The sequence below is a fragment of the Salinibacterium sp. genome, from assembly GCF_031364185.1.
Taxonomy (GTDB): domain Bacteria; phylum Actinomycetota; class Actinomycetes; order Actinomycetales; family Microbacteriaceae; genus Rhodoglobus.
In genome coordinates this window covers 1-15,095 of the sequence record NZ_JANLVV010000081.1, presented here as the reverse complement: position 1 = coordinate 15,095, position 15,095 = coordinate 1, and the positions used below count along the sequence as shown (strand labels likewise).

General features: G+C 65.9%; 10 protein-coding genes, 2 pseudogenes and 1 riboswitch. Of the genes and pseudogenes, 4 read left to right on the top strand and 8 right to left on the bottom strand.

Annotated elements, in window-relative coordinates; translation table 11 throughout:
* A pseudogene (locus tag RMN95_RS04080) lies at positions 1–528 on the bottom strand (serine hydroxymethyltransferase); the annotation flags it as partial.
* A gap of 40 nt (positions 529–568) precedes the next feature.
* A riboswitch (ZMP/ZTP riboswitch) is annotated at positions 569–669 on the bottom strand.
* Positions 670–795: 126 nt separating this feature from the next.
* On the opposite strand from RMN95_RS04080, the gene RMN95_RS04075 reads away from it, so the two are divergent.
* Positions 796–1,365 carry a PadR family transcriptional regulator gene (locus RMN95_RS04075; RefSeq protein ID WP_309615681.1) on the top strand — a complete coding sequence of 190 codons (570 nt, stop codon included), beginning with the start codon at positions 796–798 and terminating at the stop codon, positions 1,363–1,365.
* A 51-nt stretch (positions 1,366–1,416) separates the two neighbouring features.
* Positions 1,417–3,111: an AarF/UbiB family protein gene (locus RMN95_RS04070; protein WP_309615680.1), complete on the top strand. Its 1,695-nt coding sequence runs from the start codon at positions 1,417–1,419 to the stop codon at positions 3,109–3,111.
* A 359-nt stretch (positions 3,112–3,470) separates the two neighbouring features.
* Here the strand turns inward: RMN95_RS04070 and mfd are convergent, their stop codons facing one another.
* The 4 genes from mfd to RMN95_RS04050 form a co-directional block, all read right to left on the bottom strand.
* On the bottom strand, positions 3,471–7,154 hold the full coding sequence (gene mfd / locus RMN95_RS04065) for a transcription-repair coupling factor (RefSeq protein ID WP_309615679.1): 3,684 nt from the start codon (positions 7,152–7,154) through the stop codon (positions 3,471–3,473).
* Between the two features lie 507 nt (positions 7,155–7,661).
* Positions 7,662–8,246, bottom strand: a complete 585-nt coding sequence (pth, locus tag RMN95_RS04060; protein WP_309615678.1) for an aminoacyl-tRNA hydrolase — start codon at positions 8,244–8,246, stop codon at positions 7,662–7,664.
* 55 nt (positions 8,247–8,301) lie between these two features.
* On the bottom strand, positions 8,302–8,946 hold the full coding sequence (locus RMN95_RS04055; protein WP_309615677.1) for a 50S ribosomal protein L25/general stress protein Ctc: 645 nt from the start codon (positions 8,944–8,946) through the stop codon (positions 8,302–8,304).
* 171 nt (positions 8,947–9,117) lie between these two features.
* The gene (locus tag RMN95_RS04050; protein WP_309615676.1) at positions 9,118–9,957 is read right to left on the bottom strand and encodes a hypothetical protein; all 840 of its coding nucleotides are present in this window, start codon (positions 9,955–9,957) and stop codon (positions 9,118–9,120) included.
* Between the two features lie 137 nt (positions 9,958–10,094).
* Between RMN95_RS04050 and gndA the strand changes: the two genes are divergently transcribed.
* A complete protein-coding gene (gndA, locus tag RMN95_RS04045; RefSeq protein WP_309615675.1) occupies positions 10,095–11,534 on the top strand; it encodes an NADP-dependent phosphogluconate dehydrogenase in 1,440 nt (479 codons plus the stop codon).
* A gap of 47 nt (positions 11,535–11,581) precedes the next feature.
* A complete protein-coding gene (locus RMN95_RS04040; RefSeq protein ID WP_309615674.1) occupies positions 11,582–11,977 on the top strand; it encodes a hypothetical protein in 396 nt (131 codons plus the stop codon).
* Here RMN95_RS04040 and RMN95_RS04035 read toward each other — a convergent pair.
* The 3 genes and pseudogenes from RMN95_RS04035 to glmU all read right to left on the bottom strand — a co-directional run.
* Positions 11,974–13,677, bottom strand: a complete 1,704-nt coding sequence (locus RMN95_RS04035) for a long-chain-fatty-acid--CoA ligase (RefSeq protein ID WP_309615673.1) — start codon at positions 13,675–13,677, stop codon at positions 11,974–11,976. The two genes, RMN95_RS04040 and RMN95_RS04035, sit on opposite strands and share 4 nt — an antisense overlap.
* Positions 13,674–14,651 (bottom strand): ribose-phosphate diphosphokinase, encoded by a 978-nt coding sequence (locus RMN95_RS04030; protein ID WP_309615672.1) that lies wholly within the window; start codon positions 14,649–14,651, stop codon positions 13,674–13,676. Before RMN95_RS04030 ends, RMN95_RS04035 begins: the two co-directional genes overlap by 4 nt.
* 69 nt (positions 14,652–14,720) lie before the next feature.
* Positions 14,721–15,095 (bottom strand): annotated as a pseudogene (gene glmU / locus RMN95_RS04025) (bifunctional UDP-N-acetylglucosamine diphosphorylase/glucosamine-1-phosphate N-acetyltransferase GlmU); the annotation flags it as partial.

Here is a 15,095-nt window from a genome sequence, read left to right as displayed (position 1 = left end):
TTTCTCGCGCACCGCATCCATGTCGATCAGGTAGCTCTGCGGGTCGACGCCATAGGCGTGGGCCTCGTAGAGTTTGCCCGAGAAGTTGAGGCGCATCCCGTGGGTGAGGTGGCCGCCGTGGGCCAACTCGAGGCCGAGGATACGGTCGCCGGGCTGCGCGATGGCTGCCAGCACCGCCGCGTTGGCCGAGGCACCGGAGTGTGGCTGGACGTTGGCGTAAGCGGCGCCGAACAGGCTCTTCGCCCGGGAGATTGCGAGGCTCTCGGCCACGTCGACGAACTCACATCCACCGTAATAGCGACGACCGGGGTAGCCCTCCGCGTACTTATTGGTGAGCACGGAACCCTGGGATTCGAGCACCGCACGTGGCACGAAGTTCTCACTCGCGATCATTTCAAGAGTGCCACGCTGACGGCCGAGCTCCTGCTCGAGAACTGCGGCGATCTCGGGATCGACCTCGGACAGCGGAGCGGTGAAGGAATGGCTCGGCGCGGAAGTGACGGGGCTGGTGGAGAGGGTGCTGGACATGACGCTCCTAAAAACACTCGAACGGATAGAACAAGGGTATCCGGTGGGCCCAGGCGTACGGCCCAATCGTGTGGCTGCCCAACAGAGACAGCGGTCACTTCCCGATGGATGCCCATCTGAACGCCAGTCGCGACGGTCTAAGTCTAGCCGAGCAGCGCGGGCTCTGGCAGGTGGATGACCGCGGCCGTCTCGTTTCTCATCCACATATTAAAGATATATCGTTGAGTATCGTCGAGCATCGGTAGCTCCGGCGCTGAGGAGGACATCATGAGCAATTCATTTATGGGCGATGGGTTCACAGGGCGCCGCAGTGGCGCGCGCGAAGGCTGGCCGACCGCCTCGATGTGGGAGTCGTTCGAGCAGCTGCGCGGCCAGTTCGACCGCAAGACCGGCTCGAGGATGGGTCGCGGTGATGTGCGCGCGGCAGTGCTCGCGCTGCTCGCCGAGAAGCCCATGCACGGCTACCAGATCATCCACGAGATCGAAGAACGCAGCGGAGGCGTGTGGAAGCCGAGCCCCGGCTCGGTGTATCCGACTCTTCAGCTGTTAGCTGACGAGGGCCTCATCGAAGCCGAGGAGGCGGACGGCCGCAAGACCTACTCGCTCACTGCCGAGGGTCGGACTGTGGCGGAGGCGGCAGCAGATCACTCTGCCCCATGGGAGGCCCAGGGTGGGCGAGACAGCGGGCGAGCCACAGCGCTGCCCCGGGCCGGAGTCGAGCTGGCACAGGCGGCGGCGCAGGTGGGACGCTCAGGAAACTCTGAGCAGGTGAAGCAGGCCGTCGCGGTGCTCGATGAGGCGCGGCGTAAGCTTTATTCCATCCTCGCTCAGGACTGATCGATTGCCCCCAGCACGTCGGCGCGGCGGAGATCGAAAGACCGAGACCAGATGACCGACGCCGGGAATATGCGCGCCCGCTACCGCAGGATCATGCGGTTTGCCACCCGTTACCTGGTGCAGACGTGGTGGTACGAGCTGGTGTTGCCACGGTTCGGGCTCACACGGATTGCGGCGCGCACCCGATCGCGCCGCATCCAGCGCATCGCACGCAATTTCAACACCCTGGCGGTGGACCTGGGCGGCCTCATGATTAAGGTAGGGCAATTCATGTCGTCCCGGCTCGACGTGCTGCCGCGCGAGATCACGAGGGAACTCGAGGGCCTGCAGGATGAAGTTCCCGCCGTTCCCTTCGAGCGAATCCGTGCCCACGCCGAAACCGAGCTGGGGTTGTCGTTCGATCGCGCCTTCTCGTTCGTCGATCCGATTCCGTTGGCCGCGGCATCCTTGGGCCAGGTACATCGCGCACGATTATCGGAGCGGGACACCGCGGACACAGGGCTGACCGACGTCGTCCTGAAGATCCAGCGTCCCGGCATCGAGTTGATCGTCGACGTGGACTTGAGGGCCCTTCGCCGTGTTGCCGGAATCCTCAGTCGCGTGCGCCTCGTCTCGAATCGCGTCGACATGCTGACCCTCATGGAGGAATTCGCGAAGACCAGCCTGGAGGAGATCGACTACCTCGCGGAAGCCGCCAATGCGGAGCGGTTTACCCAGAACTTCGCCGGCGACGCACGCGTTCGCGTCCCCGAATTCGTGTGGGAGCGCACCACGCGCCGAGTGCTGACGATGCAGGATGTGACGGCCATCAAGATCACCGACGTCGACGCCCTGCGCGTTGCCGGCATCGACCCGGCCGAGGTGGCCGCCGAGTTCGCGTCGGTGATGTTCGACCAACTCTTCGTGCACGGCTTCTTCCACGGCGACCCTCATCCAGGTAACGTCTTCGTCACACAGCTCGACGGCGACCCCAGCGGCCGTCGCTGGGCTTTCACTTTCATCGACTTCGGGATGATGGGCGAGGTGCCCGACGCCCTGCGCCGAGGCCTGCGGCAGGTCGTGATCGCCGCGGCATCCCGCGATGGCAAGGGCATGGTAGATGGCATCCGCGAAGTCGGAGTTCTGCTCCCCACAGCCGATACCGCCGAGCTCGAGAGGGCAATGACCACGGCCTTCGCGCGGTTCGGAGGGATGGGGTTCGCCGAGTTGCAGGAGGTCGACCCTCGCCAGTTCCAGGCGTTCGCTCTCGAGTTCAGTGAACTCGTGCGATCGCTGCCGTTCCAGTTCCCCGAAAATTTCCTGCTCATCATCCGCGCACTGTCGGTGACCTCGGGGGTGTGTAGCTCGATCAATCCCGCCTTCAACATCTGGGATGCCGTCGAGCCATACTCCGCACAGTTGATCCGGTCCGAGAGCGGCAACCTGGTTCAGGATGTCGTCAAGCGGCTCACGTCGTCCGCCGGCGTCATCTCGCGACTGCCGCAGCGCCTCGACACCCTCACGTCTCGGATCGAGGAGGGCCGAGTCTCGGTGCAGAGCCCCCGGCTCGAGCGCCGCCTCAGCAACCTCGAGCTACTGGGGCGCCGCGTTATCTCGGCGATCCTCTTCACCGCCCTGCTGATCGGCGGCATCCTGCTTCGCCCCCAGGATGTCGTCCTGGGGATCGTGCTCATGTCGGTGTCGGCGCTGCCGCTGCTTCACACCCTCTTCGCGGGGATCATCGCGCGGCGCGGCCCGCTGCCCTAGGCGGCTCATGAAACCCGGCCCGCTCATCGGCAGCCGAGAGGTGAACAGGGGTCGGGCGCGCAGGCTGCGGCCAACGCATCCCTCATCGCATCGTGGCTGGCGCGCAGTGGTGAGGGGGGAGGGCGCGTTCGGGACGGCAAACTAAACCCGGCGAAGTGCGACATTGCCGCTGCGGGCGGCGCCGCACGCCCCGACTCGCTCCGCATCCGGCGCCGCACTCAAGTCAGAGCGCAGTTGTGGCCCATCGCCGCCGAGCGGGAGGGGCCAGAGCTGCACTCTGAGTGGTGGATGCAGCGGTGAGATTGCGCGCATGCCATCGCGGCAGGGGGTGGGCTCGGGCGACGCTAGCCAGGGGAACGTTACCCAGCGCTCTCCGGGGCCGCAGCCTCTGGGGCCACCACCTCCGGGGCCGCCACCTCCGGGGCCGCCACCTCCGCGCCGAAGATGGCCACGAGCAGGTCTGTCGTCCAGGCGATGAGCTGCGTGTCGGTCGGCTGCTCCGGCAGGGGCACCAGCACCGCGGCCGCGGAGGCGTGATATCGGGCTCCCGGATACAGTCGCTGCAGCCGCACCTGGATCGAGTCGGCGAGGTTGGCCGGAGCCACGCGCAACTTATCGCCCATCACGACCACTTCGCTGAGGCCCGACTTCTGGGCCATCCGCCGCAGCCGTGAGACCGCAATAAGGTTGGCAACCTGCTCGGGTGGATCCCCGTAGCGGTCGGTCAGTTCCTCCAGAACCCGGTCGATGCTGTCAGCGGTGGCGGCGGGAGCTGCGGCGGTCGACAGCTTCTGGTACGCCTCCAGCCTGAGCCGCTCGCTCTCCACGTACTCCTCGGGGATGTGGGCGTCGACGGGCAACTCGAGCCTGAGCTCGGTCTGACCTTCAGCCACGTCACCCCGGAACATCGAGACCGCTTCGCCGATCATCCTGAGGTAAAGATCAAAACCGACGCCCGCGATATGCCCGGATTGTTCCCCGCCGAGCAGGTTTCCGGCCCCACGGATCTCGAGGTCCTTCAGCGCAATCTGCATGCCGGCCCCGAGCTCGTTATTGGCCGCGATCGTGTTCAGGCGCTCGTGGGCCGTCTCGGTCATCGGCTTGAGGTCGTCGTAGAGGAAATAGGCGTACGCGCGCTCGCGCCCTCGCCCCACCCGACCGCGCAGCTGATGCAGCTGCGAGAGGCCGTACTTATCAGCCCGGTCGATGATGAGCGTGTTGGCGTTCGCGATATCCAGACCGGTCTCGATGATCGTGGTGCTGACCAGCACGTCGAATTTGCGCTCCCAGAAGTCGACCATCACCTGCTCGAGCACGTGCTCGGGCAGTTGGCCGTGGGCGACCGCGATGCGCGCCTCCGGAACCAACTCCGCCAACTGGTTCGCGACCCGCGTGATGCTTGAGACGCGGTTGTGCACAAAGAACACCTGGCCCTCACGCAGCAGCTCGCGGCGAATCGCGGCCCCGACCTGGCGCTCTGAATACGGGCCCACAAAGGAGAGAATCGGATGCCGATCTTCCGGAGGGGTCGCCAGGGTCGACATCTCCCGGATGCCTGTGACCGCCATCTCGAGCGTGCGCGGGATCGGGGTCGCCGTCATCGCCAAGATGTCGACATTCGTCTTCAGCTTCTTCAGCGCATCCTTATGTTCGACGCCGAATCGCTGCTCCTCGTCGATGATCACGAGCCCCAGGTCCTTGAACGCGATGTTCTGACTGAGGAGGCGGTGCGTGCCGATCACCACATCGACCGTGCCATCCGCCATGCCAGCGATCGTTTCCTTCGACTGGCTGTCGCTCTGGAACCGGGATAACGCGCGAAGGTGCACCGGGAAACCCGCGAACCGCTCGGCGAAGGTCTCCATGTGCTGACGCACCAGCAGTGTGGTCGGCACGATCATCGCGACCTGCTTGCCATCCTGAACGGCCTTGAATGCGGCGCGCACCGCGACCTCGGTCTTGCCATAACCGACGTCGCCGGAAAGTAGTCGATCCATCGGGATCGGCCTCTCCATGTCGGCTTTGACTTCATCGATCGTGGTCAGCTGGTCGGGGGTCTCGGCGAACGCGAAGGCTTCCTCCAGCTCACGCTGCCAGGGGGTGTCCGGCCCGAACGCGTGGCCCTTGGACGCCATTCGCGCGCTGTAGAGCTTCACCAACTCCACCGCGATGTCGCGCACCGCCTTGCGCGCCTTGCCCTTCGCTGCCGCCCAGTCACTGCCGCCCATCTTGCTCAGCGCGGGGGCCTCGCCGCCGACATACCGACTCAGCAGGTCGAGCTGGTCGGTCGGAACGTAGAGCTTATCCCCGGGGTATCCACGCTTATTGGGCGCATATTCAATGACCAGGAATTCGCGCTGCGTCTTGATGGCGTTGCGGCCACCGGTGCTGACCTCGCGCTGCACCAGCTCGACGAATTTGCCAATGCCATGGGTGTTGTGCACCACGAAGTCGCCAGCCTTGAGCTGCAGCGGATCGACGACATTCTTGCGCCGACTCGCGAGCTTTTTGACCTGGCGCGTGTCGTAACCCGCCGTCCTGCCGTAAAACTCGCTCTCGCTGAGGAGGGCGAGCTTGATGTCGGGCAACTCAAAACCCTGGTCGAGGGATGCCTGCACCAGGTAGGCGACGCCGGCCTCGGTCTTCGAGGGAAACGCGTCTACGGCCCGCCCGGCGAGCTCATGCTCGGCCAGCACGTTGGCCGTGCGCTCCACAAGCCCGGTGCCCTCGGAGACGACGACCACCGTCCAGCCGTCGCGCAGCAGATCGCCGACGTGCCCGAGCGCGCCATCGGGTTGGCCCGCGAAGTTCGGTACCGTGCGCGCCTCGACACGCACGTAACGGTCGTCGTCGTACTCTTCTCTCTCCGGCGGGAGATACTCCCGAGCGGCGGGAGTCGCAACTCCCGCCGCGAGTACGTTTCTCCCGCCAACGGGCTCCACTGAAGCACCCGAGTCGAAGGCGCTGAGGGTCCACCACGGGCGAGTGCCCGCCGACTCGCGCAGCCTGCCGAGCGTGACGAAGTCGCCGGCATCCAGGTCGATGGGGGCCTCGGCACCGGCGGTGGCCGCGTTCCACGCCGCGCTCAGAAACTCCCGGTTCGTCTCCGCCAGGTTCACCGCGCGCGTCGCCACTTTTTCGGGCGAGAGCACCGCGATCGCGGCATCCTGTGGCAAGTAGTGCGTCAGCGGCACCAGCCGATCGACCAGAGCCGGGGCGAGCGACTCCATGCCCTCAACAGGGATGCCCTCGCCGATCTTCGCCAGCATCGTCGACAGGCTCGGAAACTCGTGCTGCATCTCGCGGGCGCGCTGCCGCACCGACTCGCTCAGCAACATCTCGCGGCTGGGCGCAAGCTCCGCCGCGCTGATCTCGGTGGCGAGGGAGCGCTGGTCGGCGACGGAGAATTCCCGAAGCTGTTCAAGCTCGTCGCCGAAGAATTCGAGCCGAAGCGGGTGCTCATCGGTGGGAGCAAACACGTCGACGATGCCACCGCGCACCGCGAACTCTCCGCGCCGCGTGACCATGTCGACCCGCGCATAGGCGAGGTCGACGAGCTGGCGGCTAAGCTCCGCCAAGTCGTAGCCGCGGCCGCCTTTGACCAGCGCAATCGGCTCGATGCTGGTGAGGTTATCGGCAAGGGGCTGCAGGGCAGCGCGCACGCTGGCGACCATGACGAACGGCGTCTTCTGGTCGGTTTTTGACCAGTCCCGGATGCCCCGAAGCGCCGCAATTCGCTTGCCCACCGTTTCGGCGCTCGGGCTCAACCGTTCATGCGGCAGGGTCTCCCACGCGGGGAACTCGACGATCGTGGCACTCGGGAGGTAGCTTGCCAACGACCGACGAAGTGCTTCGGATTCCCGGCCCGTGGCCACCACCGCGAGCAGCGCGCGCGGGCCGCCGGTACGCGTGAGCAGTCCCGCCAGCAGGGGCGCACGCAGCCCGTCGACCAGCGAGAAATCGGCGCTTCGGGCGCCCGAGGTCAGAGCTTCCTCGAACGTCCGGGCGCGCGAAAGGGCCGGGATTAATCCTTCGAGTATCACTGGATAAGTCTACGTGGCGGCGCTCACCGATGCTGGCGGTTGATTACTCCTGCAGATCGCGGACCGCGGCTGCGGTAGCCCGCGGAACTCCGCGGAACTCCGGGGATGCTGCCGCGCGGGTCGCTCGATCTGCAGGAGTTATCAACACGCGGGCCGCTCGCGCATCGGCGGCACGCCAAGCTGGGCCGCGGCACTCGCGCCCCAAGCCGACCCGCTGCCGCCGGACAACTCGCGCCGGCCCGCTGCCAAATGAAGGAGATTTCGGCGGAACCGTCTCACCCGTCACGTAATGCGAGCGCGGAGCTGGGAATCTCCTTCATTTGGCATCGGGTGCGGACGACTCGGATGCGGGCGAGGCGCGGCGTCGAGCGGCGAGGCGCGGCGTCGAGCGGCGAGGCGCGGGGTCGGGCGGCGAGGCGCGGCGTCGAGCGGCGAGGCGCGGGGTCGGGCGGAGCGGCTGGGCGGAGCGGCTGGGCGGAGCGGCTGGGCGGAGCGGCTGGGCGAGCGCTAGGGGCGGGCGGTGTGGAACTTCAGCTGCGCCATGGTGAGGCCGTCCGAGGTGATGAGCTGCGTGGCATCCACTGCGTCTTCAAGCAGGTTCGGCAGCGTCGCGCGCTCGTCGCCCGAGAAGTCGCGCAGCACGAAGTCGGCTGCGCTCTGGCGGCCCGGGGGGCGACCGATGCCGATGCGCACGCGGGTGAAGTCGCCCGTGCCGGTCGCGGCGATGATGTCGCGGATGCCGTTGTGGCCGCCGTGACCCCCGCCGAACTTCAGGCGGAGCGCGTCAAACGGGAGGTCGAGCTCGTCGTGCAGCACGATCAACCGCGCAGGCTCGATCTTGTAGAAGCGCAGCAGCGCCGCCACCGGCGCACCCGACACATTCATGAACGAATTCGGCTTGGCCAGCACCAGTCTGGGCCCTTCCACCGCGCCGCGAGCTTCTGCTACTGACGCGTTGGACCTGTGATTCTTGAAGCTGGCCGAGGCTCGATCGGCAAGCTGGGTAAGCGCCATCTGCCCGACGTTATGACGATTGCCGGCGTAGCCGGGCCCGGGGTTACCGAGCCCGACCACAAGCCAGAGATCATCCACGGGATGCGTTTTGCGTGAAAACCAGATGGGGCAGAACTTTCTCGGCGTCGGAGGCCTACTCGGAGGCCTCTGACGCGCCCTCCGCGGCAGGGGCATCGCCCTCAGCAGCCTCGTCGGTCTCGTCACCCAGGTCCTGCTCGCTCTCACCGGTGATTCCGACAATGAGCGTCTCGGGCTCCGTGACCAACGTGGCGCCAGTCGGCAGGGCGAGATCCTTCGCAAGAATCTGCGAGCCCTCCTCGAGGCCCTCGATCGACACCACGATGTTCTCGGGGATGTGGATCGCCTCGACCTCGAGCGACACGGTATTGGAATCCTGGTTGACTGACGTTCCGGGAGCCGGTTCGCCCTCGACATGTACGGGAATGTCGACGATGACTTTCTCGCCCTTGCGGATGACGATCAGGTCGATGTGCTCAATGATCTGGCGAACCGGGTCTTTCTGCACATCCTTGACGAGTGCAAGCTGCGTCGTGCCCTGGATGTCGAGCTCAAGCACCTGGTTCGACTTGCGAAGGATCAGGGCCGTCTCATGGCCCGGCAGGGTGACGTGCTGCGGCTCGGTGCCGTGACCGTAGATGACGGCAGGGATCTTGCCCTTCGCGCGGATCTTGCGAGCCACACCCTTGCCGAAGGTGTCGCGCACCTCGGTGACGAGGTGGTTGTTGTCGTTACCTGACGTGGGAGCTTTACCAGCCATGATGTTCTCCATAACGGGCATTCGCCCAGGTCGTGTTCAACTCGAACGCGTGAATGTCAGCGTGAGGAAGACGTAAGCCCACTTCACCGCGTCGATAACGGAACCGTGTGGTTCCCTCGCCGAAGTTCAGTGCCCGATTCTACACGGATCCGCCGACGGGAGGGAATCCGCTCAACGCCAGCGGCGGGAGCGCAACAGGGTGCCGAGCGCGGCGGCGAGCAGCAGCATCCCGATCAATGCAAGATTGCCGTTCGGGCAGGCGAACTGGATGGCCACGGTCAGTTCGCGCGAAACCCCCTGGGTGATGGATGCCAGTTGCGAGGGTTGCGCAATGCCAACGATGCCCATCGCCGTGACCAGCACGCCCAGCACCGCCGCGCCCAGCGACGACCAGCGCAGCGTCAACGCCGCGAGCCCCACCAGGATCGTGCCGACGAGTACCAGCACCACTCCCGTGACTTCGAGCCCGGGCCGGGCCTCGAGAATCAGTGTCGTATGAACCGAACCACCACCGATGAACGCCAGCAGGATGCCCATCGCGCCGGCGACGATGGCGACGATGACGCTCGCGGCCCGCGCGAGAGCACCGGGCTTCTGGGCCCGGCGGGTGAGTGCGGCAAGACCCGTGACCAGGAAGATGATGCCGGCAAGCAGCCCGATGCCGGTGGAGACGGAGAACAGCAGGCCGTAGCCGATCGCCGAGTCGGCTCCGAACCCCTGGGCGAAGAGAGGAATGAACGGGGACGAGGGGATCAATACGGAGAGCAGGCCGACGGTCAGGTGGATTGCGCCCACCGTGATCACGCCCACGGGAGACAGGGCGAGGCTGAGCATGGCTGTGGCCAGCAACACCAGCCCACCGCCCGCCATCAGCAGTGCCACGAGGCTGAGGTCGGCGCCCCCGCCGTTACTCGCGTCCCGGAGCAGAACGGCTCCGCCGTTCCACAGCGCCACGTAGCCGAGTGCGGTCGCGGCGAACGCGATCACGACACTCAGCATGATTCGGACCATGGTCAGAGACTACCGAGCAGGAGTTCGCCCGCACAGGCTTCAGGCCGATACTCCGCTCACAACGACGAGCGGCGGCCGGGGCATCCACCAACCGTACTAGCCTTGATCCTGGCTTCACGGCACACCAAAGGAGACTCATGGCACAGGCAAATATCGGCGTTGTAGGGCTCGCGGTAATGGGATCCAACCTCGCCCGAAACCTCGCGAGTCGGGAAGGAAACTCGGTCGCGATCTTCAACCGCTCGTACCAGAAAACCGAAACGCTGCTGAGCGAGCACCCCGAAGCCGAATTCGTCGCGTCGAAAACCTACGCCGAGTTTGCCACCTCGCTCTCCACGCCGCGCACCGCGCTGATCATGGTGCAGGCGGGCAAGGGCACCGACGCGGTCATCGACGAACTCATGGCCGTGTTTGAGCCCGGCGACATCATCGTCGACGGTGGGAACGCGCTGTTCACCGACACCATCCGCCGTGAGAAGGCTGTGCGCGAGACCGGGATCAACTTCGTTGGTGCGGGAATCTCGGGCGGCGAAGAGGGTGCGCTTCTCGGCCCGTCGATCATGCCCGGCGGCTCGGATGAGGCGTGGGTCACGCTCGGCCCGATCCTGAAATCCATCGCCGCCATCGCAGAAGGCGAGCCCTGCGTCACACACGTCGGCCACGATGGAGCCGGACACTTCGTCAAAATGATCCACAACGGCATCGAGTACGCCGACATGCAGCTGATCGCCGAGGCCTACGACCTCATCCGCCGCGGCACCGAGCTGTCGCCGGCCGCCATCGCCGACATCTTCACCGAGTGGAACACCGGCGAACTCGAGAGCTACCTGATCGAAATCACCGCCGAGGTACTGAAGCAAGTGGATGCCTCGACCGGCAGGCCGCTCGTCGACGTCATCCTTGACCAGGCCGGGTCGAAGGGTACCGGGGTCTGGACGGTGCAGACCGCCCTCGATCTCGGCATTCCCGTCTCCGGAATCGCGGAGGCCGTATTCGCCCGCGCGCTGTCGTCCAAGCCGGCCCAGCGTGCGGCCGCGGCGTCTCTGCCGGGGCCCGCGTCGCAGGTCACTTCTTCCGAAGACTTCGTCGAAGACGTGCGGCTTGCGCTCTACGCATCCAAGGTCATCGCCTATTCGCAGGGGTTCGATGCGATCGTGGCGGGAGCGGAGCAGTACGGCTGGGACATCCAGAAGGGTGAGATCGCGAAGATTTGGCGTGGAGGCTGCATCATCCGTGCACGCTTCCTGAATCGCATCACCGAGGCGTACGCCGAGGATCCCGGGCTGATGGCCCTCGTCACCGCGCCCTTCTTCGTCGACGTGATGGCGAAAACTCAGGATGCCTGGCGCCGGGTCGTCTCCGGAGCAGCGCAGTCGGGCATCCCGACCCCGGCATTCTCGTCGTCACTGGCGTACTACGACGGGCTGCGCGCCGACCGCCTTCCCGCCGCCCTCGTGCAGGGCCAGCGCGACTTCTTCGGGGCGCACACCTATCAGCGCGTCGATAAGGAGGGCACGTTCCACACGCTGTGGAGCGGCGACCGCACCGAGATCGAGGCGGCAGGCAGCTCGCACTAGTCGGCCGGGGAATGCCGTCCAGCGGGCGGTGGCACAATGGACGGGTCATGTCTGCAGATAACGTGAACGAATACGACGACGAGCCCGAGCTCGCCGGCTACGAACCGCACGGCGATAAGCCGCTGCGGAGCCCCCACCTGCTCACCGTCATGCGCGTCGTGGTGGTGGTCGGGCTGGTCGGGCTGGTGCTTCCGGGCATCCTGATCGGGCTGTCAACGGCCAACAACACCGCCCAGCGTTCCTGCGAGATCTACACCGCCAACCTCGCGCCCGAGGCCGTCACGTTCTCGGCACGATTCGAGTTTTTCAGCGCATCGGGGATGGGCTGGAACTGTTACGCGATCGGATTCAACGGCGGTGAAACGCTCCTTGCCGCGATGGGCCTCATCCCCGGCGGCGCCAGGCTGCCGGTGTCGCCGGGCATCTCGACCACCGACTCCTAAAGCGCAGTCAACTTCTCGCGCACCTCGCGCCGTAGCACCTTGCCGATGAGCGAGCGCGGCAGTTCCTCGACCTGGTACACGCGGCGGGGGACCTTATACGCGGCCAGATTCGACCGGGCGAAGTCGCGAATGGATGCCTCATCCAGGGCGGCGCCAGCGACGAGCACGACAGCGGCCACCACGTCTTCACCGTTGTGCGTGCTCGGCATTCCCACGACGGCAACGTCGGCCACCGCCGGGTGGCGGCGCAGCGTGTCTTCGACCTCGCTGGGAGCCACGTTGAACCCGCCGGTGATGATCAGCTCTTTGATGCGGTCGACGATACGCACGAATCCGGCCTGATCCACGGTGACGATGTCGCCGGTGCGGAACCAGCGCGCGCCGCCATCGGAGGTGGGCACGAACACGGCGTCGGTCTCGTCGGGCTTCTTCCAATAGCCGGAGAACACCTGCGGGCCGCGCACGATGAGTTCGCCCTCCTCGCCCGGGGCGCGATCGACGGTGGGATTCTCGGGGTCGACGACACGGATCTCCGTGTTCGGCAGCGGGAGACCGACGGTTCCTGCGACTCGCGTCGGCCCGACCGGGTTGGCCATCAGCACCGGCGACGTCTCGCTGAGGCCGTAGCCCTCGACGAGGTATCCACCCGTCTCCTTTTCCCAGGGTTCGACCACCGAGGCCGACAGCGGCATTGCACCGGAGATCGAGATCTCGATGCCGCCCAGTGAGACACCCTTTTCTTGGGCCGCGGCCTGCAGTCGCTGATAGATCGGCGGCACCGCGGGCAGGAATGTTGCGGGATGCTTCGTCACTACCTTCAGCACCAGATCCGGGTCGAACTTGGGAAAGAGCACCAGCCGCGCGCCCATACTCATCGCGAAGGTGAGGCACAGCGTGAGCCCGTAGGCGTGGAACATCGGCAGCAGCGCGTACACGACGCACCCTTGGCCGCGCGTCACGGTGGGCACCCAGGCGCGGGCCTGCGCGGCGTTGGAGGTCAGGTTCAGGTGGGTGAGCGTGGCGCCCTTGGGCATGCCGGTGGTGCCACTGGTGTATTGGATGAGGGCAACGTCGGCCGCGTCTGGGCGCGCGATGTGGGGTGTGATCCGCTCCGACTTCAGCAGCTGCTCCCACACGATGGTGCCGCGAACGTCGGTCGTCAGCGCAGCGCGTGAGTCGCGAGCTTTGGCAATCGGCAGTCGGAGCAGCGCCCTCGTGACGAAGGGCATCGCGCGCGTGACATCCACCGAAATGATGCTGTCGACGGCGACATCGTCGGGGAAGGCCTGAATGGTCGCGACCACCCTGTTCCACGCGATGACGACCTTCGCCGCATGGTCTTCGAACTGGTGGCGCAGCTCGCGCGGCGTATAGAGCGGATTGTGCTCGACCACGATGGCGCCGAGTCGCAGCACGGCATAGAAGGCGACGATGTGCTGCGGGCAGTTCGGCAGCACGAGCGCGACGGTGTCGCCCCTCTGCACGCCGAGCAGTCGCAGCCCCTCGGCGGCTCGATCGATTTGCATGCCCATTTGGGCATACGTCGTTTCGCGGGCAAAGAATTCCAACGCCACGGCGTTCGGGAACTCTGCAATGGATGCCTCGACCAGGTCGTACAGCGAACCCTGAGGCAGCTCAATCTCATCGGGAACCCCCTCCGCGTACGAGGCGAGCCAGGGTCGGGCAGTGCCGATGCTCAAGCCGCGCCGTCGAACATGCTCGTGACGGAACCGTCGTTGAAGACCTGGTGAATGGCACGGGCGAGCAGGGGTGCGATGGGCAGGATGGTGAGACTGTCGAAACGCTTGGATTCGGGGATCGGAAGAGTGTCTGTCACGACCACGGAGTCGATGGACGCATGCTGAAGGATGTCTGAGGCTGGCTCCGAGAAAATCGCGTGCGTCGCCGCCACCACGACCTTTGTTGCTCCCGCAGCCTTCAGCGCCTCGGCCGCCTTGACGATGGTGCCGCCGGTGTCGATCATGTCGTCGACGAGCAGGCACACCCGCCCGTTCACATCCCCGACGATCTCGTGCACCGTGACCTTATTCGGGATGAGCGGATCACGTCGTTTGTGGATGATCGCCAGCGGAGCGCCGAGCTTATCGCTCCAGATGTCAGCCACCCGCACGCGCCCCATGTCTGGCGAGACCACCGTCAGCGTCGACGGGTCGAGGATCTTCTGGAAGTGCGCCAGCAGAACGGGCATGGCGAAGAGGTGGTCGACCGGGCCATCGAAGAATCCCTGGATCTGCGCGGCGTGCAGATCGACGCTCATGATGCGGTCGGCCCCCGCGGCCTTGTACAGGTCGGCGATGAGTCGGGCGCTGATCGGCTCGCGGCCACGGCCCTTCTTGTCCTGGCGGGCGTACGGGTAGAACGGTGACACGACGGTGATGCGCTTGGCCGAGGCGCGCTTCAGGGCGTCGACCATGATCAGCTGCTCCATGAGCCACTCATTGATCGGGTTGGTATGAGACTGGATCACGAAGGCATCGCAGCCGCGCACGCTCTCGTCGTATCGGGCATAGATCTCGCCGTTGGCGAAGGTTCGCGCGTCGGTGTGAACGACACTGGTCTCGAGCTCGGCGGCGATGTCGATGGCCAGCTGCGGGTGGGCTCGGCCGGTGACGATCACGAGCCTCTTCTGCCCGGTGATCTTGATCTCGGACACAGTCCCCGCTCTCTGCCGACAGATCGCCGACCTTAGTGTGCCCCAATCTTATCGGCGGCGCACCGGGCGCTAAACCTCGGAATCGCCGGATGCCGCGGCCGCCGCCCGCGCCGCCGCCGTTCCCGTGCGGTGGGTCTCGACCCACCCACTGATGTTGCGCTGGGAGGCCGCCGTGACCGCGAGAGAGCCGGCCGGAACATCCTTTCGCACCACCGTGCCTGCCCCGGTGTACGCGCCATCACCGATGGTGACCGGGGCGACGAACACGTTGTGCGATCCGGTGCGTACGTGCGAGCCGACCACGGTGGCGCTCTTGTTCACGCCGTCGTAGTTGGCCGTGATGGTGCCGGCACCGATGTTCGACTGCTCCCCCACCGTCGTGTCGCCGATGTAGCTGAGGTGCGGCACCTTGCTGCCCACGCCGATCGTGGAGTTCTTGGTCTC